The 22,640-nt window shown below is 75.9% G+C and carries 16 protein-coding genes; 5 read left to right on the top strand and 11 right to left on the bottom strand.

Features of this window, described 5'->3' with window-relative positions:
• Positions 1-232 precede the first annotated feature (232 nt).
• The gene (locus tag AB5J87_RS26735) at positions 233-1,672 is read left to right on the top strand and encodes a hypothetical protein (RefSeq protein ID WP_369379990.1); all 1,440 of its coding nucleotides are present in this window, start codon (positions 233-235) and stop codon (positions 1,670-1,672) included.
• A 518-nt stretch (positions 1,673-2,190) separates the two neighbouring features.
• Positions 2,191-3,630, top strand: coding sequence for an alkaline phosphatase PhoX (locus tag AB5J87_RS26740; RefSeq protein WP_369379992.1), 1,440 nt, complete (start codon positions 2,191-2,193; stop codon positions 3,628-3,630).
• Positions 3,631-3,658: 28 nt separating this feature from the next.
• Here AB5J87_RS26740 and AB5J87_RS26745 read toward each other — a convergent pair whose 3' ends face one another.
• The 5 genes from AB5J87_RS26745 to AB5J87_RS26765 form a co-directional block, all read right to left on the bottom strand.
• Positions 3,659-5,896 (bottom strand): protein kinase, encoded by a 2,238-nt coding sequence (locus AB5J87_RS26745; protein WP_369379993.1) that lies wholly within the window; start codon positions 5,894-5,896, stop codon positions 3,659-3,661.
• Positions 5,893-8,109: a PQQ-binding-like beta-propeller repeat protein gene (locus AB5J87_RS26750; RefSeq protein WP_369379996.1), complete on the bottom strand. Its 2,217-nt coding sequence runs from the start codon at positions 8,107-8,109 to the stop codon at positions 5,893-5,895. The genes AB5J87_RS26745 and AB5J87_RS26750 overlap by 4 nt, the downstream gene beginning before the upstream one ends.
• Before the next feature lie 205 nt (positions 8,110-8,314).
• A complete protein-coding gene (locus tag AB5J87_RS26755; protein ID WP_369379998.1) occupies positions 8,315-9,532 on the bottom strand; it encodes a beta-ketoacyl synthase in 1,218 nt (405 codons plus the stop codon).
• A gap of 230 nt (positions 9,533-9,762) precedes the next feature.
• Positions 9,763-10,953 carry a TerD family protein gene (locus AB5J87_RS26760; protein WP_369379999.1) on the bottom strand — a complete coding sequence of 397 codons (1,191 nt, stop codon included), beginning with the start codon at positions 10,951-10,953 and terminating at the stop codon, positions 9,763-9,765.
• Positions 10,954-11,020: 67 nt separating this feature from the next.
• Positions 11,021-11,845, bottom strand: coding sequence for an NAD-dependent epimerase/dehydratase family protein (locus AB5J87_RS26765; protein WP_369380001.1), 825 nt, complete (start codon positions 11,843-11,845; stop codon positions 11,021-11,023).
• Positions 11,846-12,130: 285 nt separating this feature from the next.
• Here AB5J87_RS26765 and AB5J87_RS26770 point away from each other — a divergent pair, with 285 nt between their 5' ends.
• Positions 12,131-13,138 carry a 5-dehydro-4-deoxyglucarate dehydratase gene (locus tag AB5J87_RS26770; RefSeq protein WP_369383681.1) on the top strand — a complete coding sequence of 336 codons (1,008 nt, stop codon included), beginning with the start codon at positions 12,131-12,133 and terminating at the stop codon, positions 13,136-13,138.
• Positions 13,135-14,286: a hypothetical protein gene (locus AB5J87_RS26775; RefSeq protein WP_369380003.1), complete on the top strand. Its 1,152-nt coding sequence runs from the start codon at positions 13,135-13,137 to the stop codon at positions 14,284-14,286. Before AB5J87_RS26770 ends, AB5J87_RS26775 begins: the two co-directional genes overlap by 4 nt.
• A 58-nt stretch (positions 14,287-14,344) precedes the next feature.
• On the opposite strand, the gene AB5J87_RS26780 is transcribed toward AB5J87_RS26775, so the two are convergent.
• The 4 genes from AB5J87_RS26780 to AB5J87_RS26795 all read right to left on the bottom strand — a co-directional run bounded on the left by AB5J87_RS26780 (position 14,345) and on the right by AB5J87_RS26795 (position 18,459).
• Positions 14,345-15,562, bottom strand: coding sequence for an MFS transporter (locus AB5J87_RS26780; protein ID WP_369380005.1), 1,218 nt, complete (start codon positions 15,560-15,562; stop codon positions 14,345-14,347).
• A gap of 71 nt (positions 15,563-15,633) precedes the next feature.
• Entirely contained in the window at positions 15,634-17,088 is a 1,455-nt protein-coding gene (locus AB5J87_RS26785; protein WP_369380006.1) for a peptidoglycan D,D-transpeptidase FtsI family protein, read from the bottom strand.
• Positions 17,089-17,184: 96 nt separating this feature from the next.
• On the bottom strand, positions 17,185-17,685 hold the full coding sequence (locus AB5J87_RS26790; protein ID WP_369380008.1) for a GNAT family N-acetyltransferase: 501 nt from the start codon (positions 17,683-17,685) through the stop codon (positions 17,185-17,187).
• Between the two features lie 3 nt (positions 17,686-17,688).
• Entirely contained in the window at positions 17,689-18,459 is a 771-nt protein-coding gene (locus AB5J87_RS26795; RefSeq protein ID WP_369380009.1) for an IclR family transcriptional regulator, read from the bottom strand.
• A gap of 192 nt (positions 18,460-18,651) precedes the next feature.
• On the opposite strand from AB5J87_RS26795, the gene AB5J87_RS26800 reads away from it, so the two are divergent.
• Positions 18,652-20,199, top strand: coding sequence for an aldehyde dehydrogenase (NADP(+)) (locus AB5J87_RS26800; protein ID WP_369380010.1), 1,548 nt, complete (start codon positions 18,652-18,654; stop codon positions 20,197-20,199).
• A gap of 58 nt (positions 20,200-20,257) precedes the next feature.
• Here the strand turns inward: AB5J87_RS26800 and AB5J87_RS26805 are convergent, their stop codons facing one another.
• Together AB5J87_RS26805 and AB5J87_RS26810 are read right to left on the bottom strand one after the other, a co-directional pair.
• The gene (locus AB5J87_RS26805; protein WP_369380011.1) at positions 20,258-21,082 is read right to left on the bottom strand and encodes a MerR family transcriptional regulator; all 825 of its coding nucleotides are present in this window, start codon (positions 21,080-21,082) and stop codon (positions 20,258-20,260) included.
• Between the two features lie 64 nt (positions 21,083-21,146).
• Positions 21,147-22,544: an MFS transporter gene (locus tag AB5J87_RS26810; RefSeq protein WP_369380012.1), complete on the bottom strand. Its 1,398-nt coding sequence runs from the start codon at positions 22,542-22,544 to the stop codon at positions 21,147-21,149.
• Between the last annotated feature and the right edge of the window lie 96 nt (positions 22,545-22,640).

Here is a 22,640-nt window from a genome sequence, read left to right on the forward strand (position 1 = left end):
GGGGCAGTTGTCAAGGGTCGCCGGGTGGCCGGAATTCGACGGCCGGATGAACGGCCGGGTCCGGGGTGCCCCGGGCCGTCCCGGATTCCCGGACGCAACCGCCGCCGCCCCCGGCCGGAACGCGCCGGAGGCCGTGCCGCGTACCGGGGCCGGGCGCGGCGATACCCGGCGAAATGCGTCTACGCTGGGTCCCTCTCGCACCACACCGCTTCCCCCGAGGAGTACGTCACAGATGTCCGGAGACCGCCCCACCCTGCCGCCGGTGCGGCTGCACTCCGAGGCCGAGCTCGCGCGGGAGGCGCTGGCCGCCCCGCTGCTGGCCCGCGCGGTCCGGCTGGCCCGCTGGGCCGGGCCCGGCACCCGCGTCGGCGCCGGGGGCGAGCTCGTGGAGGAGCAACTGCCCGCCGCCGCGGCCGAGCTGGGCCTGACCGCCGACGAGGACGGCGCGGCCGAGGCCAGCGAGGCGTGGCGGGTGGCCGTCGACGCGGGCCTGGTGGAGGTCGAGGACCCCGAGGACGAGGACGGCGAGGGCACCGCCGCACCCGGCGAGAGCCTGGCCCTGCTCACCTCCGGCTCCCCGCAGGACGTCCTCACCACCTGGCTCGACGCGTTCGACGCGGTGTTCGCGGACGCGACCGCCCCGGTGCTCGACGACTTCGCCGACCTCATCGGCGACGACGGCGAGATCGACTTCGACCGGCTGGACTGGGACCCCCAGGCCGAGGCCGACTTCCTGGAGGGCGTGCTCGGCAACCTCTACCTGCTCACCGTCACCGAGGGCGGCGCGGGCGAGGGCCCGGTGCCGCTGCCCGCGCTGGCCGCCTCGATGATCGTCCCGGACGACATGGGCGAGCCCACCGACGACATCCTGGAGCAGGTGTCGGACGCGATGATGCGCCTCGACGACCAGTTCCGCCTCCTGGAGCCGATCGGCCTGGTCGCGTACCGGCCGGTGGACGAGGCCCTGATGGCCGAGGAGGGCGAGGAGCCCGCCCCGCCCGTCGACGACGAGGACGTCGCCCGGTACGGCATGGTCCGCCTCACCCCGCTCGGCCTCTACGGCGTACGGGCCCGGATGCTGGAGGCGGGCGTGGACGCCCCGGCCGTCGGCGACCTCGCGGACAAGGGCGCGGACGTGCTGCTCGACGGGATCGCCTACTACCCGGAGGCGGCGGCCCGCGCCGAGACCGAGCAGTGGCTGGCGCGGCACGAACTGCCCGGCGCGGTCGCCGAGTTGCTGGCCGCCGCCCGCGGCTCGGACGAGCGCGGGCCGCTGCGCCGGCTCCACTGCCAGCAGGCGCTCGCGCTCACCGGCGCGGAGGCGGAGCCCGCGCTGCGCGCCGTCCTGGACGACGTCGAGCTCGGCGGCCTCGCCCGGGTCTGGCTCGCCGAGCGGGGCGCGGCGGACGTTCCGGCGCCGCCGGAGTCGATGGTGTTCTGGCTGGCCGTCGACACGATCGCCGCGCAGCTGGCGGTCGACGGGGACCTGGAGGAGCTCCAGGGGCTGGTGGAGGGGCTGGTCGGCCAGCACAGCGGGTTCTTCGACGCGGCCTGGCGGGTCGACCATCCCGCCACGGCGGACGTCCTGGAGGCGATGGGGCGGTTGCACCCGGAGAAGAAGGTGGCGAAGGAGGCCCGGAAGGCCGCCTTCAAGGCGCGGTCGCGGGCGTAGCGCCCCTTTTTGGGCCCGGAGTTCGTCTGCGGGCCGGTGGGGGCCGCTCGCGCAGTTCCCCGCGCCCCTTTCGGCCCGGAGTTTGTCTGCGGGCTGTCTCCAACTGGTCGCGCAGTTCCCCGCGCCCCTCAAATGCGCCCCTTCGGGGCGCCCCGAAGGGGCGCGGGGAACTGCGCGAGCAACTCGCCACGGTCCGCAGGTGGACGGCGGCCGGTTTTTAGGGGCGCGGGGAACTGCGCGAGCAACTCGCCACGGTCCGCAGGTGGACGGCGGCCGGTCTTTTGGGGCGCGGGGAACTGCGCGAGCAACTCGCCACGGTCCGCAGGCGGGCGGCGGCCGGTCTTTTGGGGGCGCGGGGAACTGCGCGAGTGGCCCCCACCGGGCCGCAGGTGGAGGGCGGCCCCCCAGGGGCAAGGGAGTTGGGGTGGGCGACACCCCGTGTTGGCGCGGGGTTCGCCCGCCCCCGGGACCCTGGCCGCGCCCCCCGCCCTCTCCGCACCCCCGTCAGGAGACCCGCGATGTCGCTCAGCCGCAGGGAGTTCGCCAGGAATTCCGCCCTCACCGGCGCCGGAGTCGCCCTCACCGGCACGGTCGGCGCGCTGGCCACGGCGCCCGGCGCCCTCGCCGCCGAGGAGTACGGCCCGGCCGGGCACGGGCACCCCCACGAGCCGGGCTACGGCCCCCTGCTGCCCGACCCGAAGGGCGTACTCGCCCTGCCGAAGGGCTTCTCGTACCGGATCGTCACCCACAGCGGCGTCACCAGGCTGGAGTCCGGCGAGACGACCCCCTCCAACCACGACGGCACCGCCGCCTTCGAGGGCGCGCGCGGGGCGGTCCTGCTGGTCAACAACCACGAGCTGAAGGGCCCGCGCCAGAACTGGCCGCACCCGGTGCCGCTCACCGAGGGGCTGGTGTACGACCCGGCCGCGTCCGGCGGCTGCACGGTCGTCGAGGTGCGCCCGCACGGCGGCCCGGTCGCCGAGTGGGTCGGCATCGCGGGCACCTCCACCAACTGCGCGGGCGGCGCCACCCCTTGGGGCACCTGGCTGACCTGCGAGGAGACCGAGGACCGTGCCGGGTTCAACGGGATGACCAAGGACCACGGCTACGTCTTCGAGGTCGACCCCCACGACCGGCGCGCCAACCGCGCCCCGCGCCCGGTCAAGGCGCTCGGCCGGTACGCCCACGAGGCCGTGGTCGTCGACCCCCGGCGCGGCCACCTCTACCTCACCGAGGACGCCTCCGGCCCCAACGGCCTCCTCTACCGCTGGACCCCGCCGCACGGCTTCAAGCACGGCCGGGGCCGCCTGCGCACCCTCGCCGACGACGCCGGGGTGCTCCAGGCCACCCGCTGCTTCGACACGGGCGGCCGGTTCGTGGACGACCTCTCGCGCGCCACGAGGACCGGCACGGTGTACGGGGTGGACTGGGTCGACGTGCCCGACCGCGACGCCCGCACCACCTCCGTGCGCAAGCAGTTCACCGGCGAGCAGGTCACCCGCGCCCGCAAGCTGGAGGGCATGTGGTGGGGCGACGGCGGCGCGTACCTCGTCTCCTCGTACGCCCGGGACGAGTCCCCGGTGCCCCACGACGGCCAGGTGTGGTTCTACGACCCGCGCCGCCGGACCCTCACCCTGAAGGTGCTGCTCGGCGTCAACCCGGACCCCGGCGCGGACGGCGCGTTCGACGGCCCGGACAACATCACGGTCTCCCCGTACGGCGGTCTGGTCATCGCCGAGGACGGCGAGGGCGTGCAGCACCTGTTCGGCGCCACCGACTCCGGCCGCACCTACCCGATCGCCCGCAACGAGCTCAACCAGGGCACCGAACAGGAGCCGGAGTACAGCGAGTTCACCGGGGTGACCTTCTCGCCCGACGGCCACACCCTGTTCGCGAACATCCAGGAACCGGGCATCATGCTGGCCATCACCGGCCCCTGGCGCCGCCAGCCCCGCTAGGCCCGCTCCGGGCCGGGGGCCGCGCCCGTCAGACCGGCCCGTCGTACGCCCGTATCGCCTCCGTGCCGATACGGGCGTACCAGCCCGTCGCGTCCGCCGCGAGCCCGCTCACCCGGTCCGGGAGCGTGCGGGCCGTCCGGGCGCGGCCGTCGGCCAGGCGCAGGGCGGTGCAGACGGCGCCCGCCGCCGCGTACACCGTGGGGCCCGCCACCACCGGCGGGAGCTGGGCGACCCCGCCGCCCACCCGCGCGCTCCAGCGGACCCGGCCGCTCGCCGCCGCCAGCGCCTCCAGGGTGTCCGCGTCGCGCCAGTGCAGCAGCAGGCCGCCGCCGGTCACCGGCGCGCGGGCCCCGCCGAGCCGTCCGGGCCAGCTCACGTCCAGACCGACGGTCGGCCGCGACCAGCGGCGGCGCACGTCGTCGGGCGCGAACCCGTACAGCCGGTCCCCGGCGGCCAGCAGCAGGGTGCCCGCCACCGGGGCGAGCGCGGTCGCGCCCGCCGGCAGCCCCACCCCCTCCAACTGGCCCCCGCCCTTGACCACTTGCCCGTCCCCGGCCCCGAGCAGCACCACCCGGCCCGCCGTGGTGAGCAGCGCGAACCGGTCCGCCGACGCACACAGCGCGAGCACCGCCCCGTCGGCCCCGGTCGGCGCGTACGTCCAGCGCGTCACCCCGTCCGCCACGCCCGCGCAGACCACCGGACCGTACTGGCCGGGCGCGGGGGCCAGCAGCAGGGCCCCGCCGAGCACGGCGGGCGGCGCGGTGGCCGGGCCAGGCGGACGGCTCCAGCGCACCCGGCCGGTCGCCGGGTCCAGGGCCCGCACGGCGCTGGTGGTGGACGTGGCGGCGTACGAGCCGATCAGCAGCCCGCCCGCCGAGGTGAACCAGCCGGGCACGGAGGCGGGGCGCGGAGGCGCCAGCCGCAGGGCGCCGTCGGACAGGCGGACGGCGGGCAGCCCCAGGTCCGGCGCCAGCAGCAGCGGGCCGGACACCCCCCACCGGCCGCCGACCCCGTCGGACGCCCGCCGCCAGCCGACCGCGCCGTCCCCGGCAGCCCGCGCCTCCACCACACCGGTGGCCGGGGATGCCGAGTCGGTGCCGTGGACCAGCAGCGAGGACCCCGTCGCCAGCATCGCCCGCACCGCCCCGGGGCCGGGCTCCAGGGTCCAGCGGGTCCCGTCCCGCCCGGCGCGCACCACCGGCCGCCGGCCCGTCCCGGACTCCGGGCCCGGGTGCGAGGGCCGCAGCACCGCGTACGCGAACAGCCCGGCCAGTCCCGCCCCGCCGGCCAGCAGCAGCCCGCGCCGGGCCGTCTCGCGGCGGTGTCCGGTCTCCGAGGCCGCGGGCGGCGGCCCGGTCCCGGCGGGCGGGGGAGCGTCGGCGGGCTCCGGGACCGGCTCGTCGGTGAGGACCAGCGAGCGCACCGGCTCCTCGCGCCACCACAGCGGCGGCCGGGGGTCGCGCAGCGCCCGCAGCACGGTCCGCACGGTCGGCCGGGACGCGGGGTCCTTGTCCAGGCAGCGCGCCACCACGTCGCGCAGTCCCGCCGTGCGCGAGACACCGGCCAGGTCCGGCTCCTCGTGGACGGCCCGGAACAGCAGGACCGCCACCGCGCCGGTGCCGAAAGGATCGCGGCCGGTCGCCGCGTACGCCAGCACCGCGCCCAGGGCGAACACATCGGCGGCGGCCGTGGCCGGCGGCCCGTCCCCGGCGATGAGTTCGGGTGCAAGATAGCCCGGGGTGCCCAGCGTCGAGCCCGCCTCGGTGAGGCCGCCGCGCCCCACCGCGCGGGCGATGCCGAAGTCGATGACCCGCGGCCCGTCCGCCGTCACCAGCACGTTGGAGGGTTTGAGGTCGCGGTGGACCAGGCCCGCCGCGTGGATCCGGGTGAGGGCCTCGGCGAGGGCCGAGCCGAGCGCCCGTACCGCCGCCGGGCGCAGGGCGCCGCTCCGGGCCACCGCCCGGCTCAGCGTCACGCCCGGCAGGAACGCCGTCGCCAGCCACGGCACCGCGGAGTCCGGGTCGGCGTCCAGGACGGCCGCCGTGTGCGCGCCGGTCACCGCCCGGGCCGCCGCCGCCTCGCGCCGGAACCGCTCCCGGTAGTGCGGGTCGTCCGCGAGGTGGGCGTGGACGGTCTTCACCGCCACCAGGCGCCCGCCGGGCGTGCGCCCCAGGTACACCTGCCCCATGCCGCCCGCGCCCAGCCTGCCCAGCAGCCGGATCCCGCCCAGCGCGCGGGGGTCGCCGGGAAGCAGCGGGTCGCTCACACCGGGCCGTCCGGGCCGTGGAACGTGGTGAGGACCGTACCGACGAAGACGTGCACCAGGGAGCCCCCGGCGGCGGCGCGCAGCTCGCCGGTGCCCGTGAAGGGCGCGGCCCACGCCGTCTCGCCCGTCGCCGGGTCCAGGGCGTGCACGCCCCACTTCGGCCCGCCCAGGGCGGGCTGGTCGGTGCCCGGCTCCGGGCCGGTGGCGTAGAGCCGTCCGTCCGCGAGCAGCGGCGGCTCCTCGGCGTCCCCGCCCAGCCGGGCCACGTCCGTGCGCAGCCAGCGGGTCCGGCCGGTGGCCGCGTCCAGGGCGCTGATCTCGGCGTACGAACCGGCGTGCACCAGGCCGCCGGTGGCCCTCGGGGTCACCGAGACGGAGTCGGTGACGCCCCGGGACCAGAGGGTGGTCCCGGTCGCCAGCTCCACGGCGCCGACCGCCTGGCCGAGCGCGAAGTAGCCGGTGCCCGAGGCGCCGGGGTGGGCGTCGGGGCGGGCCGCGCCGCCGGGTATGGCCGCCTCCTGGCCGCCGTCGGCGGCCCGCAGGACGAACAGGGGCTCGCGCGAGCGCGGGTCGGGCCGCCCGGAGCCGTCCGGGCCGCCGTGGGCGGAGGCGGCGATCGCGAACCGGCCGCCCGCGTACCGCAGCGCGGTCACCGCGCCCGAGGTCCCCTCGTGGTACCAGAGCCCGCGCCCGGTGGCCGCGTCGTAGCCGTAGGCCCGCCAGGGCTTGCGCCCCTCGGTGCGCAGCGACCACTGGTCGTACGACGCGTACGTGACCAGGCAGACCACACCGTCCCCGGTCGCCAGCACCGCGCGGGTGCCGTCGAGTTCGGCGGTTCCCGGCAGCGGCGAGGTGCGCGGGCGCAGTCCGTCCGGGACGGCGCCGCGGGTCTCCCAGCGGACATCGCCGGTGGCCGCGTCGAGGGCGGCCAGGGTCGGGGCCATGCCGAGCGCGGTGCGCACGACGTGGACGGTGTCCGCGCCGTCCGGCACGACCTGGCCCGTGTCCCGGGCGTCCCGCTGCCAGCGGACCGCGCCGGTCGCCGGGTCCAGCCGGGTCAGGGAGGCGGTGTCGTGGACGTAGAGGGCGTCGCCGTGGCGCAGCAGGGAGCCGCCGTACTGGGTGGCGCCGAGCTCCCGCGTCCACAGCGTCCGGCCGCGCGGCCGGGCCGCTGTCCGGGCCGGGGCCGCGGCGGCCCGGCCGCCGTCCCCGTCGAGCGCCACGGCCGCCGAGACCCCGGCCGCGGCGACGGCGCCCGAGGCCGACCAGAACAGGAAGCGCCGCCGGGAGGCGCCCGGGGCCGGGCCGTTCTCCCCGCCCGGGGGCTCCTCGGGGGCGGGCCCCGCCTCGATCAGCTCGTCGGTGGCCTCCTCGTGCCGCCGGATCAGGGCGGTGACCTGCTCCTCCTCCCACCACGGCGTGGGCTCGCCACGCGCGGCGCACCAGGTGAGGACCTCGGCCGCGGTGGGCCGGTCGGCCGGGTCGCGGGCCAGGCACCGGCCGAGGAACTCCCGCCACTCGGGCCCCGGCAGCCCGTCCAGGTCCGGCTCCTCGTGCAGGGTGCGGTGGAGGACCTCGGGGGCGCTGCCCGCGCCGAACGGATTGCGGCCGGTGACGCAGAGCGCCAGCAGGGCGCCGAGCGCGAACACATCGGCGGGCGGGCCCGGTTCGGCGTCCCGGGCCAGCTGCTCGGGCGCGATGAACCCGGGGGAGCCGACGATCTCGCCGCTGCCGGTGAGGGCGTCGCCCTCACCGACGCCCTTGGCGATCCCGAAGTCGATGACCTTGGGCCCGTCCCGGGTGACGATCACATGGGCGGGCTTGAGGTCGCGGTGGACCAGCCGCGCGCGGTGCACGGTGGTCAGCGCCTCCGCCAACAGGGCGCCCAGGGCGGCCAGTTGGGGCGCGCTGAGCGGCCCGAGCGCGGAGACGGCCTCGGCGAGGGACGGGCCCGCGCAGTACGCCTGGGCCAGCCACGGCGGCTCCGCCTCCGGGTCGGCCGCCAGCACCCCGGCGGTGTACGGCCCGTCCACGGCCCGCGCCGCCGCCACCTCCCGGCGGAACCGCTCGCGGAACCGCGGATCCGCCGCCAGCCGGGGGTGGACCGTCTTCAGCGCCACCAGCCGCCCGGACGCGGACCGGGCGAGGTGCACCTGGCCCATCCCGCCCTCGCCGAGCAGCGCGACGAGCCGGTACCCGCCGATCTCCCGCACCCCGCCTCCAGCCCCAAGTCCCTCTGCCGTCACCATGTGCGACGCAGGCGGCGCGCCGGTCGGTTGCGCGTCCGAACGGTGGGCCGGACCACACTGTGGGGTGCGGGAGATCGGCGCGTCCAGTACGCCTCCCCACCGGCGCGGGGACCCCCGCCGCCCGGCGCCCGGACCGGGGCCGGGCGGGCCCTCGCGCGAGGCCGGGCGATCAGGCCCGGGTCAGCACCAGGCTCACGTTGTGGCCGCCGAACCCGAAGGAGTTGGCCAGGGCCGCGTCCCACGCGCCGGTGCGGTTCTCGCCCGCCACCACGTCGAGGGCGACCTCCGGGTCGAGCCGCTCCAGATTGCGGGTGGCCGGGACGGTGCCCTCGTACAGGGCGAGCAGCGCCGCCATCGCGCCGACCGCGCCGGAGGCGCCGAGCATGTGGCCGGTCATCGACTTGGTGGCGGTGACCACCGGATGCGTGCCGATCGCCCGCGCCACCGCCTGCGCCTCGGCGAGGTCACCGGACGGCGTCGAGGTGGCGTGGGCGTGGACCACGCCGATGTCGGCGGCCCCCAGCCGCGCGTCCGCCAGGGCCGACTCGATCGCCCGCACCTGCCCGGCCACGTCGGAGGCGGTGATGTGGTCGGCGCTGGACGTGACGGCCGCGCCCGCCACCGCCCCGTACACCCGCGCCTTCCGCGCCCGCGCGAACGAGGCGCGCTCCAGGACCAGTACGCCCGCGCCCTCGCCCATCACGAATCCGCTGCGGTCCGCGTCGAACGGCCGGGACGCCGCCTCGGGGTCGCTCTCCCGCGGCGACAGCGCCTTCATCTGCGCGAACGCGGCCAGCGTGAACGGGTGCAGACACGCCTCCGTGCCGCCCGCGACCACCACGTCCGCCCGGCCCGCGCGGATCAGGTCGAGCCCCATCGCGACGGCCTCGGCCCCGGACGCGCAGGCGCTCACCGGGGTGCGCGCCCCGCCCCGCGCGCCGAGGTCCATGGAGACCCAGGCGGCCGGGCCGTTGGGCATCAGCATGGGGACCGCGTACGGGGAGAGCCTGCGGGCGCCGCTCTTCTCATAGGTGTCGTCCTGGCCCAGCGTGGTCAGGACGCCGCCGGTGCCGGTGCCGATCACCACGGCCAGCCGCTCCGGCGCCACCTCCGGGGCGCCCGCGTCCCGCCATGCCTCGCGGGAGCCGATCAGCGCCAGTTGTTCACATCGATCAAGCCGGCGGGCCTCCACCCGGTCCAGCAGGGACGCCGGGTCGACGGGCAGCCCGGCGGCGACCGAGACCGGCAGCCCGGCCGCCCACTCCTCGGTGAGCAGGGTGGCCCCGGACCGGCCGCTCAGCAGTCCGGACCAGGTGGACGCGGTGTCGATGCCCACGGGGGTGATCGCGCCGAGCCCGGTCACCAGTACCTCTTCTTGATCACTCATGACCTCGACCCTGCCAGGCGGGAACGGTCGCGCGGCAGGGTCGGAGGGGAGTGTTTTGTCCCTCGCCTGTTGTGGAGTTCCTCCAGTTTCACGAGTGAGCCGACGCCGTCCCCGTACGCGGGAGCCCGGGTGCCGGGGCGCGCCGAGGGCCGGTCCCGGTACGCGCGAGGCCCGCCGCACCGCGCGGGGCGGGCGGCGGGCCTGGGCCGGCCGGGGCGGTCCCGCGGAGGTCAGAGCGCCTCGGCCGACGGCTTCACCATGCCGCGCACGGTCCGGGACTTCACGAAGTTCCCCAGCGCCGTCATCTCCCACTCGCCGGAGAACTGGCGGATCAGCTTCGCCATCATCACGCCGGTCTGCGGCTCGGCGCCGGTGAGGTCGAAGCGGACCAGCTCCTCGCCGGTCGCGGCGTCGATCAGCCGGCAGTACGCCTTGGCGACCTCGGTGAACTTCTGGCCGGAGAACGAGTTCACCGTGAAGACCAGGCCCGTCGCCTCGGCCGGGAGGCGGCCCAGGTCGACGACGATCACCTCGTCGTCGCCCGCGCCCTCGCCCGTGAGGTTGTCGCCGGAGTGCTTGACGGCGCCGCCCAGGATGGAGAGCTTGCCGAAGTAGCAGCTGTCCAGGTGGTTGCGCTGCGGGCCGTAGGCGATCACCGACGCGTCCAGGTCGATGCTCTTGCCGCGGAACGCGGGCTCCCAGCCGAGCCCCATCTTGACCTGGGAGAGCAGCGGGCGCCCGCCCTTGACCAGCGACACCGTCTGGTTCTTCTGGAGGCTCACCCGGCCCTTGTCCAGGTTGATCTTCCCGCTGCCGGGGGCGGCGGCGGGCGCGGGCGGGGCGGCCGGGGGAGCGGCGGGCATCGGCGGCGCGGCCACGGGGGCGGGCTGGAGCGGCGCGGCGGGTGCCGGGGCGGCGGCCTGCGGCTCCTCCTCCACCGTGACGCCGAAGTCGGTGGCGATGCCCGCCAGCCCGTTGGCGTACCCCTGGCCGACCGCGCGGGCCTTCCAGGCGCCGCCGCGCAGATAGACCTCCATGACCACCAGCGCGGTCTCGCCGCCCAGGCCCGGCGGGGTGAAGGTGGCGATCACGCTGCCGTCGTCGGCGTTGCGCAGGGTGGCCGTGGGCTCGATGCCCTGGAAGGTCTGGCCCGCCGCGTCGGGGCTCGCGGTGACGACGATCTTCTCGATGCCGGGCGGCACGGCCGCCGTGTCCACCACGATCGAGTCGGGCCCGGAGCCGCCGCCGGACCGGTAGGTGACACCGGGGCCCGACGGCTGGTTGTAGAAGATGAAGTCGTCGTCGGAGCGCACCTTGCCGTCGGCGGTGAGCAGCAGGCCCGACACGTCGAGCCGCACCGGGGCGGCGACGTCCACCGCCACTCGGGCGGTCGGGAGCGGAAGGTTCGAGCCAGGTGTCATTGCGGTCATGTCCCGGGAACGAGCGGCGCCGCTTTACGGTTCCTTGAATGTCCCGCGAATCCCGGATTCAGTGCGGCCACTGCGGCGGACGGGTGGTGAAGTGCCCGCCGAGCCAGGTGTCGTCGGGGTCCCCGGGGGCGGGTTCGCCCTGTTCGGCGAGGAGTTTCGCGGCGTACCGCTCGGAGTCGTCCAGCGGTTCGTACCCCAGCGCCCGCGCCGAGGCGAGGTCCCACCACAGCCGGGTGTTGGCGGAGGAGCCGTGGACGACGGTGTGGCCGACGCCCTCGGCGCTCAGGGCCGCGTGGAAGAGCCGGGCCCCGTCGGCGGGGCTCAGCCAGAGGGAGAGCATCCGCACCGAGGTGGGCTCGGGGAAGCAGGAGCCGATCCGCACCGAGACGGTCTCCAGGCCGTGCTTGTCCCAGTAGAACTGGGCCAGGTCCTCGCCGAACGCCTTGGACAGGCCGTAGAAGGTGTCCGGGCGGCGGAGGGTGTCGACCGGGATCAGCTCGTCCGGCGCCAGCGGCACCTTCCCGCGCGGGCGCGGGGTGAAGCCGACCACGTGGTTGGAGGAGGCGAAGACCACGCGCGCGACGCCCTCTTGGCGGGCTGCCTCGTAGAGGTGCTGGGTGCCCTCGATGTTGGCCCGGAGGATCTTGTCGAAGGACGCCTCCAGCGAGATGCCCGCGAGGTGGAGCACCGCGTCGACGCCCCGGACCGCCTCGCGCAGCGCGTCCCGGTCGGCGAGGTCCGCGGTGATCGCCTCCGGCGCGCCCGGGACCGGCCGCACGTCGAGGAGGCGCAGCGCGTAGCCGTACGCCGGGAGCAGCTCCCGCATCAGGGTGCCGAGGCCACCGGCCGCGCCGGTGAGCAGGACGGTGCGGGGAGCGGGCATGGGCTGTCTCCTCGGGGCGCGGGCGGCGGGGCGTACGGGAGGGGCGGGCGCGGTGACCGGCGCGGGGCCGGACATTTGCGTGGACGCCATTCATATCCGTGGACACGCTAGGGAGCTGGATTCCGCTCCGTCAAGAGCGGGCGGGCGCCGTGTGTCGGCCCGGCGGATCGGCGGCGGGCGCCTTGACCGCCGTCGCGCGGCTGCCTTAGCGTGGCGATGTTCAGAAATATGGACGCCAATCAGAATTGTACACGACGCCTTGCTCAGGGAGCGCCCGTGACGCCCGTGAACCCCGCCCCGCTCGCCGCCCGACTGGACGGTCTGCTCTTCTTCCCCGTGACCCCCTTCCGGCCGGACGGCACCCTCGACCTCGACGCCTTCCGCGCCCATGTCGCGGGCGGGATCGAGGCCGGTGCGGGGGCCGTCTTCGCGTGCTGCGGGACCGGCGAGTTCCACGCGCTCACCCCGGCGGAGTTCCGGGAGTGCGTGGCCGCGGCGGTGGCGGAGGCGGCCGGCCGGGTGCCGGTGGTGGCGGGCGCGGGGTACGGGACGGCCCTCGCGGTCCAGTACGCGCGCCTGGCCGAGGAGGCGGGCGCCGACGGGCTGCTCGCCCTGCCGCCCTACCTGGTCGCCGCCGACCAGGAGGGACTGCTGCGCCACTACACCGAGCTCGCCGCCGCCACCTCGCTCGACACCATCGTCTACCAGCGCGACAACGCGGTCCTCACCCCCGCGACCGTCGTCGAACTCGCCCGCACCGAGGGCGTGATCGGCCTCAAGGACGGCATCGGCGACCTCGACCTGATGCAGCGCACCGTCAGCACGGTCCGCCGCGAGCTCCCCGGCCGGGAGTTCCTGTACTTCAACGGGCTGCCCACCGCCGAACTCACCGCCCTCGCCTACCGGGGCATCGGCGTCACCCTCTACTCCTCGGCGGTCTTCTGCTTCGCGCCCGACCTCGCCCTCGCCTTCCACCGGGCGCTGGCGCACGGCGACGACGCCACGGTGAACCTGCTGCTCGACGGGTTCTTCGTCCCCCTCGTCGAACTGCGCAACCAGGGCCGGGGATACGCCGTCTCGCTGGTCAAGGCGGGAGTGCGGCTGGCCGGTCTGGAGGTCGGCGACGTACGGCCCCCGCTGAACGAGCCCGACCCGGCCCACGTCGAACAGCTCGCCGCGCTGATCGAGCGGGGCCGGGCGCTGCTCGCCGACGGCCGTGCCGGCGGGGCGGCTCCCGCTTCCGGGCCGGGCGCGGTCGAAGGCGCGGCCCCCGCTGCCGGGGCGGGCGCGTGAGGGCCTCCGCGTTCCTCTACCCCTGGGACGTCGTCGGCGACCCGGCCGCCGCCGGGCGGCTGGTGGACCTCGGCGTCCGCCAGGTGACGCTGGCCGCCGCCTACCACTCCACCCGCGCCCTCACCCCGCGCCACCCGCGCCACCGCGTGGTCACCGCCGAGTACGCGGCGGTCCTCTATCCGCCGGACGAACGGCGCTGGTCGGGGCGGGAGCTGCGGCCCCACCCCGCCGGATCCTGGGCCCTGGGCGACGCCTACGGCGAGGCCGCCGAGGCGCTGGCGCGGGCCGGACTCGACGTCCACTCCTGGGTCGTCCTCGCCCACAACTCCCGCCTCGGCGCGGAACACCCCGGCACCTCGGTGGTCAACGCCTACGGCGACCGCTACCCGTGGGCGCCGTGCGTGGCGCGCCCCGAGGTCCGGTCCCATCTGGTCTCGCTGGCCGCCGAGGCGGCGGTACGGCCCGGGGCGCGCGGGACCGAGCTGGAGTCCTGCGGCTGGTACGGGCTGGCCCATCTGCACGCCCACGACAAGACCTCGGGCGTCGGCCTCGACGACACCGCCCAGTATCTGATGTCGCTCTGCTTCTGCGCCGTCTGCCGGTCCGGGTACGCCCAGGAGGGCCTGGACGACGAGCAGTTGGCGGCGGGGGTGCGGGCCGCGCTGGAGCCGGTGTGGCGCGGGGCGCCGACGACGGGCCCGGCCGGGGAGACGCTCCTGGAGGCGACCGTGGGCCACCGGGCGGCGGTCGCCCGCACGTTCCAGGAAGAGGTCGTCGGGGCCGTACGGGCCGCCGCCGGGCCGGAGTTCCGGGTCCTGCTGCACGCGGATCCGGGGGTCCACCGGTGCGGGGCGAACGCGGGCGTGGACCCGGCCGCAGTGTTCGCCCTCGCGGACGGCGTGGTGGCGCCCTGCCCCTCCGGCCGTACGGACGCGCTGGGCGCCTTCGCTCCCCACGCGGCCCGGACGGGCGGGGTGCTGGCCGCCAACCTCACCGTGGTGTCGGGCCTGGGCGGCACCCCGCACACCCTCGCCGAGGACGCCGACCGGGCGGCGGCGGCGGGCGCGACCGAACTGCGCCTGTACCACGCGGGTCTGGCCTCGGACGAGGACCTGGCGGCGGTCCGGAAGTCGGGGGCGCTGACCTGACGGGGCCGGAACCGGGGCAGCACCGGGGCGCGCCCCGGCCCCGCCGACCCGCGCCGACTCACGCCCCCCGTCGCACCGGCGCGGGGCGGGCCAGCGCCGTCGCCACGGCGAGCGCGCCCGCGCCCACCAGCGGCAGCAGCACCCGTACGTCCACCCATCCCACCAGCGCCGCCCCCAGGCCCGTCGCCAGCGCGTTCGGCACGAACAGCAGGGTGCCGGCCGTCGCCGCCGTGCGGCCGAGCACGGCGTCCGGCACCTCCCGCTGCACCGACGTCAGCGCCGCCACCAGTACGCAAGGCAGCCCGAGCCCGATGCCCGCCCCGGCCGCCAGCGCCGTCACGTCGTACGGCAGCGCCCGCAGGCCCACCGAGAGGGCGAAGAGCGCGGTGCCCGCCGCCGCGAACGTCCGCGCGGGCAGTCTGCGCAGCAGCGGCCCGGCCAGCAGGCCCGCCGCCACCGACCCGACGCCCTGCACCGCGTACAGCACCCCCGCGAACGCGGGCGGGCGGCCCAGGCGTTCGTCGACGACCGCGTAGAGCGCGGCCCCGTTCAGGCCCGCGCACAGCATGGTGGCCCCGCCCGCGAGCACCAGGGGCCGCAGCACCGGCGACGCCCACAGCGTCCGCGCGCCCTCGGCCGTCCCCGCCCGCCGGGCGCCGCCGGGCCGCTCCTCCCGCACCGGGACCAGCGCGAAGACCCCGGCCGCCAGCAGGAACGTCACCGCGTCCAGGGCCGCGACCGCCGCCCCGCCCCAGCGCGCGTACATCCCGGCCCCGGCCAGCGGGGCCACCAGTTTCATGCCCTCGTTGACCGTCATGCGCAGACCGTTGAAGTCGGCGAGGAGTTCCCGGTCGACGGCCTTCGCCACCAGCGCGGTCTCGGCGGCGTCCTGGACCACGCCGTTGGCCCCGTACACCAGGAGCACCGCGAACAGGATCCAGACGCGGCCCGCCCCGTCCACCGCGAGCAGCGGCAGGAGCAGGGCCGCCATCGCCAGGTTGCTCCCCACCAGCAGCGGGCGCCGCCGCACCCGGTCGGCCACCGCGCCCAGCACCGGGCCCACCAGCGTCGGCGCCCACAGGGCGAAGACCGTGAGCGCCGCCGTCGTGCTGGACCCGGTCAGCGACTTGGCCCAGATCCCGGCGGTGAGCCACATCGCCGACGAGCCGAAGCCGGAGACCACCACCCCGGTCAGATACAGCCGCGCCGCCCGGTCGCCGAGCACCCGCCCCAGTGGCCGCGCCCGGCCCTTCCGCTTCTCCCCGATCTCGTTCACGGCGCCAATGTCGCCGCTGAGGCCGCCCGTACGGATCGGGCGGACGCCCTGGGCGCACGGGCGGCCGTGCCCTACGCGGAGCCCAGGGCCGCCCGCATCATCTTCTGCGCGACCGGCGCCGCGAGCCCGTTGCCGCTGACCTCCGAGCGGGCGGCGCCCGAGTCCTCGATGAGGACGGCGACCGCCACCTCCTTGCCGGTGGTGGAGCTCTTCGCGTACGAGGTGAACCAGGCGTACGGCGTCTTGGAGTTGCCCACGCCGTGCTGGGCGGTGCCCGTCTTGCCGCCGACCTCGGCGCCGTCGACCTTGGCGTTGGATCCGGTGCCCTGCTCGACGACCGTGACCATCGCGCCGCGCAGCTGGCTCGCGGTCCGCGCCGACATGATCCGCCGGTCGTCGCCGTCCTCGTACGACTGGAGGGTGTCGCCGTCGGCGTCCGTCACCTTGGAGACCATATGGGGCGCCGCCATGACTCCGTCGTTGGCAATGGCGGCCGACACCATGGCCATCTGGAGCGGGGTCGCGGTCACGTCGAACTGGCCGATGCCCGTCAGCGCGGTCTGCGCCCGGTCCATGCCCTTGGGGTACACGCTGGGCGTCGCCCGCACCGGCACGTCCTGCTTGGCGTCGTTGAAGCCGAGCTTCTCCGCCATGGCCCTGACCTTGTCCTGGCCGAGGCCGTCCGCCATCTTCGCGAAGACGTTGTTGCAGGAGTACTGCAGCGCCGTGCGGATCGTGGCGTTCTCGCAGGGCGCGGACGGGTTCTCGTTGGTCAGCACCGTCCGGGTGTTCGGCAGGGTGTACGGGTTGGGGCTGTCGGTCTTCACGTCCACCGACGGGTACAGCCCGTTCTCCAGCGCCGCTGCCGCCACCACCAGCTTGAACGTCGAGCCCGGCGGCAGCGGCTGCCGCATCGCCCGGTTGACCATCGGCTTGTCCGGGTCGTCGTTGAGCGCCTTCCAGGCGGCGCCGTCGGTGGAACCGGCGATCTTCGACGGGTCGTACGACGGGGTGGAGACCATGCCGAGGATCCGGCCGGTCTTCGGGTCGATGGCGACGGCCGCGCCCTTCTTCTTGCCCAGCGCCTGGTAGGCCGCCTTCTGCACGGCCGGGTCGATGGTCGTCAGCACGTTCCCGCCGGCCGCCCGCTCGCCGGTGAGCGCCGAGAGCGGGTCCTTCATCCGGCTGTCGGTGCCGTCCAGCACCTTGCTGTAGATGCCCTCCAGCTGGGTCGCCCCGTACACCTGTGAACTGAAGCCGGTCACCGCCGAGTACAGGGCGCCGTCGGTGTAGGTGCGTTTGTACGCGAGGTCGCCGCTCTTCGTCCTCTCCGATCCGGTGACCGGGGACCCGGCCACGATGATGTCCCCGAGCGGGTTCGCGTACAGCGCGATGGTGTTCCGCCGGTTCAGCTTGTCGTCCGCGAGGGCCTGGCCTTTGTAGAACTGCACATAGGTGGCTCGTCCGAGGAGGGCGAGCACCATGAGCAGACAGAAGACCGAGGCGCGCCTGATCGTTTTGTTCATCCCGGACAGAAGACGAGCCGGATGAGGGCATTCGTTCCCTATGGCCGGTTTTCTCAGGAAGCTCTCATCTGCCGGCGGGCCCCTCGGCGGGCGGCGTCAGGGCGCCAGCAGCAGGACGACCTCGTCGATCTCCCGGCCCCGGGCCTGGGCGAACCCCCGGTCGTGGCCGACGATGTCGAAGCCGCACTTCTGGAGCACCCGGATCGAGCCGGTGTTGTCGGCCGCCGCGCGCGCGTGCAGCGGGCGCACCGGGACGAGCGCGACCAGCGCCGAGAGCGCGGCGGTGGCGACGCCGCGCCCCCAGTGGGCGCGGTCCACCCAGTAGGTCACCTCGCGCTCGTCCGGCGGGCCGTACACCGACGCGTGGCCGACGACCTCGCCGTCGGCCAGCACCGTGCGGATGACGGCGTCGGAGGAGAGGATCCGGGCCCAGTGCGCGTCGAAGCGGGCCCGGTCGGCCGGGTCCTCGGGGCCGAAGGCCGCCATGCGCACCGACTCGGGGTCGCTCATCTGCGCGTAGAACAACGGCAGGTCGCCGCCGCGCACCTCGCGCAGGACGACGGACGGACGGGGCCGGGCCGCGGGGTTCGAAGACATGCCTCAGAGCCTACGGGTGGCCAGTGTCAGCCGGTCGCGGGCGTCGAACAGGGCGTCCTTGACCATCTGCTCGTGCGCCGGGGTCAGCCGCGCCACCGGGACCGAGCAGCTGATGGCGTCGCGCGCGGGGGTGCGGTACGGGATGGCGACGCCGAAGCAGCGCAGCCCCAGCGTGTTCTCCTCGCGGTCCACCGCGTACCCCTGCTCGCGGATCTGGTGCAGCTCCTCGATCAGCTTCTCGCGGTCGGTGATGGTGTGCTCGGTGAGCTGCTGGAGGGTCTCCGGGAGCAGCTTGCGCACCTGCTCGTCGCTGTGGGTGGCGAGCAGCGCCTTGCCCAGCGAGGTCGAGTGCGCGGGCAGCCGGCGGCCGACGCGGGTGAAGGGGCGCAGATAGTGCTGCGACTGGCGGGTGGCCAGATAGACCACGTTGGTGCCGTCGAGGCGGGCGAGGTGGATGGTCTCCGTGGTGTCGTCGGAGAGCCGGTCGAGGGTGGGGCGGGCGGCGGCCACGACCTCGTCGCCGTCGATGTACGAGGTGCCCACGAGCAGGGCGCGCACCCCGATGCCGTACCGCGTGCCGGTGGCGTCGGTCTCCACCCAGCCGAGCTCGACCAGGGTGCGCAGCAGCATGTAGAGGCTGGACTTCGGATAGCCGACGGCCTCCTGGACGGCTGCCAGGGAGTGCATTCCGGGGCGTCCCGCGAAATATTCGAGCAGCTCCACCGTGCGCACGGCGGACTTGACCTGGGCCCCGCCCGTATCCGGAGTCGACATTCGACCTCGCCCCTTCTCGTCTGCGCGTCTTGCCAACGCAGAACGCCCGTCAATAGAGTCCAGCATATTCACCAGCAGGAACAATGTTCAGAATACCGAACAAACCCTGGTGGGGGAGCAGTGCGGGCAAGGACGGCCAGCGAGGTCCCGTTCCCGGACCACGGGCGGGACCGGTACCCGGAAGGACATCGCGTGAGCGCAGCACCAGTCTGGAGCGTCGACCCCCGAACCGGGAAGCCGCGCGAGGAAGTCGCTTGTGAGGCCACCGAGTACGAGGTGGACGCGGCCGTCCGGGCCGCCCGCGCGGCGCGCGGCGCGCTCGCCGACCGGGGCGCCCGGGCCGCGCTGCTGCGCGCCGCCGCCGACCTCCTCGACGGCTCCGCCGGGCACGTGGTGGAGGCCGCCGACGCCGAGACGGCCCTCGGCCCGGTCCGGCTCACCGGTGAACTCGCCCGCACCACCGCCCAGTTGCGGGCCTTCGCGGACGTCGTGGACGAGGGCGCCTTCCTGGACGTGCGCATCGACCACGCCGACGCGGACCGCACCCCGCCCTGGCCCGACCTGCGGCGGACGAAGGTGGCACTGGGCGTCGTCGCGGTGTACGCGGCGTCCAACTTCCCGCTCGCCTTCTCCGTCCCCGGCGGCGACACCGCCAGCGCGCTCGCGGCCGGCTGCCCCGTCGTGGTCAAGGCGCACCCCGACCACCCCGCCACCGCCGAACTGTGCGCGGCGCTGCTGCGGCGGGCCGCCGAACGGGCCGGACTGCCCAAGGACGTGGTGACGCTGGTCCACGGCTTCGGGGCGGGGCTCGCGCTGGTGCGCCATCCGCTGGTCGCCGCCGCCGGCTTCACCGGGTCGGTACGCGGCGGGCGCGCCCTCTTCGACGCGGCGGCGGCCCGGCCGGTGCCGATCCCCTTCCACGGCGAACTGGGCTCCCTCAACCCGGTGGTGGTCACCGAGGCGGCGGCCGAGGAGCGCGGCGAGCTGATCGGGGCCGGGCTCGCGGCGTCGATGACGCTGGGCGTCGGCCAGTTCTGCACCAAGCCGGGCTTCGTCCTCGCCCCCGCCGGGGCCGGGGGCGACGCGCTGGTCAAGGCGCTGACGGCGGCGGTCAGCGACTCCGAGGCGGGGGTGATGCTCGACCACCGGATGCGGGACGCGTTCGTCACCGGCGTCGCCGAGCGGGCCGCGCTCGACGGGGTCGAGGCACCCGTGACGCCCGGCGCGGGCGGCGCGCACACCGTGAGCGCGGGGTTCCTCACCGTACGGGCCGCCGCGCTCGCCTCGGCGGGGCCGCACGACCTGCTCCTGGAGGAGTGCTTCGGGCCGGTGACGGTGGTCGCGCGCTACGCGCACCCGGCCGAGGTCACCGAGGTGCTCTCGCGGCTGCCGGGGAACCTCACGGCGACGCTGCACCTGTCGCGCGCGGAGGCCGGGGGCGCCGGAGGGGGAGCCGGACTCCTCGCCGAACTGGTCCCGCTCGCCGGACGGGTGCTGGTGGACGGCTGGCCGACCGGGGTGGCGGTCGCGCCCGCCCAGCACCACGGAGGCCCCTACCCCGCCACCACCTCGGCCTCCACGTCGGTGGGGTCGACGGCCGTGGAGCGCTGGCTGCGTCCGGTGACCTACCAGGACACGCCGCAGGCGCTGCTGCCGGTGGAGCTGCGGGAGGGGCCGGGGGCGGGGGTCCCGAGGCGGGTGGACGGCAGGTACGAGCCCGCCGCCCCGCCCGTTTCCTGAACCTGCCCGGGCCCGGCCGCCCGGCTCCCGGCCCCCGACGGGCCCGCCGCCCCTTCCGCTATGCCTTCCCCACCGGCTCCTGCAGCTCCGTCACCCAGTCCGCTTCGTCTTCCGGGCACTCCAGGGTGACCTCCCTGGGGTACGCCGTGGAGCGGTAGCCGTTCTCCTCGATCCAGTGGGCCAGGGTCTGGACCGTGGTCAGGACCTGGGACATCGGCCCCCGGTGGACCGCCGTCGCCGCCCGGTCCACGGCGGGCAGGTCGTGGACGCGCAGCGCGTCGTGGTGGCCGGGGGGCGCGGAGACCTGGACGCCCGCGTGGACCGTGATCGCTCCGCCGCCCCGCGGCCCGTCCTCGTACCAGGCGATGCCGGGGCCGCTCGGGGCGATGCCCGCCGCGGCCAGGCGCTGGAACAGCTCCTGGTAGAGGGGGCGGATCACCGCCGTGATGTGCTCCGGCTCGAAGCTCTCGGCCGTGCCGGTCAGTTCGGCGACCCGGATCGCCGGGACGCTCTTCAGGACCACGTCGTCGGTGGGCATGTGCCCCTCGCTCTCGATCGACCGGAGCCTCGCCTCGACCTGGCGCAGCCGCGCCCGCCCGGTCTCGATCGCCGCCGCCAGCTCGGCCTGGCGCAGCCGCAGCATGCCGCGCAGTTCCGCCGTGTCCACCTTCTCGTCCAGGATCTCGCGCACCTGGAGGAGGGTGAAGCCGAGGTCCTTGAGGGCGATGACGCGGTTGAGCCGGGCCAGCTGGGCCGCCGTGTAGAAGCGGTAGCCGGTGGCGGGGTCGACATGGGCGGGGCGCAGCAGTCCGGTGGCGTCGTAGTGGCGCAGCATCCGGACCGACACACGGCCGTGCCGGGCGAAGTCTCCGATGGTGAACATGATGGCTCCGACTCCACCGGCTGACACGGTGTGAGGGTCAAGGGCGGGTTCCCGGCTCCCGAACCTACCCGTTGCGCCGGGGGACGCCCGGGGCGGTCAGCCGCCAGGTGGCCAGCGCGGTCGCGGCGAACAGGGCCGCCGACACCAGCAGCGTCGTGCGCATCCCGGGGACGAATCCGGTGCCCTCGCCGACCAGCGACCCCGCCAGCGCCACGCTCAGCGCGCCCGCCACCTGGCGGCCCGCGTTCAGCACCCCGGCCGCCAGGCCCGCCCGCTCCGCCGGGACCGCCTCCATCATCGCGGCGGTCAGGGCCGGGATGGACAGGGCGCAGCCGAGCGCGAGGGGCACCATCAAGAACGCGGCCACCAGGACGGGGGTGCGGGTGTCGGCGACGAGCAGGAGCAGCAGGCCCGCCACCGCCAGCAGCTGGCCGAGCAGCATCGGGCGGCGCGCGCCGTAGCGGTTGGCGAGCTTGCCGGAGAGGACGTTGGTGACCGGGATCAGGGCGGTCATCGGCAGGAACATCACCCCCGCCACCAGCGCCGACTCGCCCCGCACCCGCTGGAAGTAGAGGCTGAAGACGAAGATCACGCCGTAGAACGCCACGCTCGCCGCCGAGCCCACCGCGACCGCGACGGCCACCGTCGGCGTACGGAACAGCCCGAGCGGGACGACCGGGTGCGCCGCGCGCGACTCGATCAGCCAGAACGCGGCCCCCGCGAGCAGCGCCACCGCGCCCGCCCCGACGCGGACCGGCCCGGACTCGATCACCGCGAAGGCGAGCGCGGCCAGGGCGAGGGCCGCCGTCAGCTGGCCCGGCAGGTCCAGGGGCGTGCGGCGGCGCTCGGCGCGCGGCGCGCGGGCGGTCAGGGCGAGGGCGGCGAGGCCGAGGGGGAGGTTGATGAAGAAGATCCCGCGCCAGTCCCAGGCGGTGGTGAGGGCGCCGCCCGCGACCGGGCCGAGCGCCACGGCGACCGAGCCGCCGGCCGCCCACAGCGCCACCGCGCGGGCCCGCCGCGCCGGGTCGGCGTACGCCTGGCGGACCAGGGCGAGCGAGGCGGGCAGCACCACGGCGGCGGCCGTGCCCTGGACGACCCGGGCGCCGACGAGCACGCCGAGGTCCGGGGCCAGGCCGCAGGCGGCGGAGGCGAGGGTGAAGACGACCGTGCCCAGCGCGTAGGCGCGGGCCGCGCCGATCCGGTCGGCGAAGGCACCGGTCGAGAGCATCAGCGCGGCGAACGCCAGGGTGTAGGCGTCCACCACCCACTGGAGCCCGGTCATCCCGCCGCCGAGGTCGGAGCCGATCGCGGGCAGCGCCACGTTCACCACGGACGCGTCCAGGGTGATCAGGGCGAAGCCCAGCAGGGCGGCGGCCAGGGTGAGGCCGGGGGCGGAGGCGGGGCGTGCGGGCCCCAACTGGGCGGTGGCGGTGGCCTCTTGGCGTACGGCGTTCGGTGACATGTCCTCAGCGTGACGGGCCGCCCCCGGTTACAGTAGTGGCCTGAATGCCATGCATCCGGAGGTTCTGGCCATGAAGTCCGCCCCGCGAGCCGTACC

This window comes from Streptomyces sp. cg36 (assembly GCF_041080675.1).
Classification (GTDB): Bacteria; Actinomycetota; Actinomycetes; order Streptomycetales; family Streptomycetaceae; genus Streptomyces.

Excerpts from the sequence above, each read along its gene's own strand:
- AB5J87_RS26735 (WP_369379990.1), top strand. The coding sequence starts at position 233 with ATGTCCGGAGACCGCCCCACCCTGCCGCCGGTGCGGCTGCACTCCGAG.
- AB5J87_RS26740 (WP_369379992.1), top strand. The coding sequence starts at position 2,191 with ATGTCGCTCAGCCGCAGGGAGTTCGCCAGGAATTCCGCCCTCACCGGC.
- AB5J87_RS26755 (WP_369379998.1), bottom strand. The coding sequence starts at position 9,532 with ATGAGTGATCAAGAAGAGGTACTGGTGACCGGGCTCGGCGCGATCACC.
- AB5J87_RS26760 (WP_369379999.1), bottom strand. The coding sequence starts at position 10,953 with ATGACACCTGGCTCGAACCTTCCGCTCCCGACCGCCCGAGTGGCGGTG.
- AB5J87_RS26765 (WP_369380001.1), bottom strand. The coding sequence starts at position 11,845 with ATGCCCGCTCCCCGCACCGTCCTGCTCACCGGCGCGGCCGGTGGCCTC.
- AB5J87_RS26785 (WP_369380006.1), bottom strand. The coding sequence starts at position 17,088 with ATGAACAAAACGATCAGGCGCGCCTCGGTCTTCTGTCTGCTCATGGTG.
- AB5J87_RS26790 (WP_369380008.1), bottom strand. The coding sequence starts at position 17,685 with ATGTCTTCGAACCCCGCGGCCCGGCCCCGTCCGTCCGTCGTCCTGCGC.
- AB5J87_RS26795 (WP_369380009.1), bottom strand. The coding sequence starts at position 18,459 with ATGTCGACTCCGGATACGGGCGGGGCCCAGGTCAAGTCCGCCGTGCGC.
- AB5J87_RS26805 (WP_369380011.1), bottom strand. The coding sequence starts at position 21,082 with ATGTTCACCATCGGAGACTTCGCCCGGCACGGCCGTGTGTCGGTCCGG.
- AB5J87_RS26810 (WP_369380012.1), bottom strand. The coding sequence starts at position 22,544 with ATGTCACCGAACGCCGTACGCCAAGAGGCCACCGCCACCGCCCAGTTG.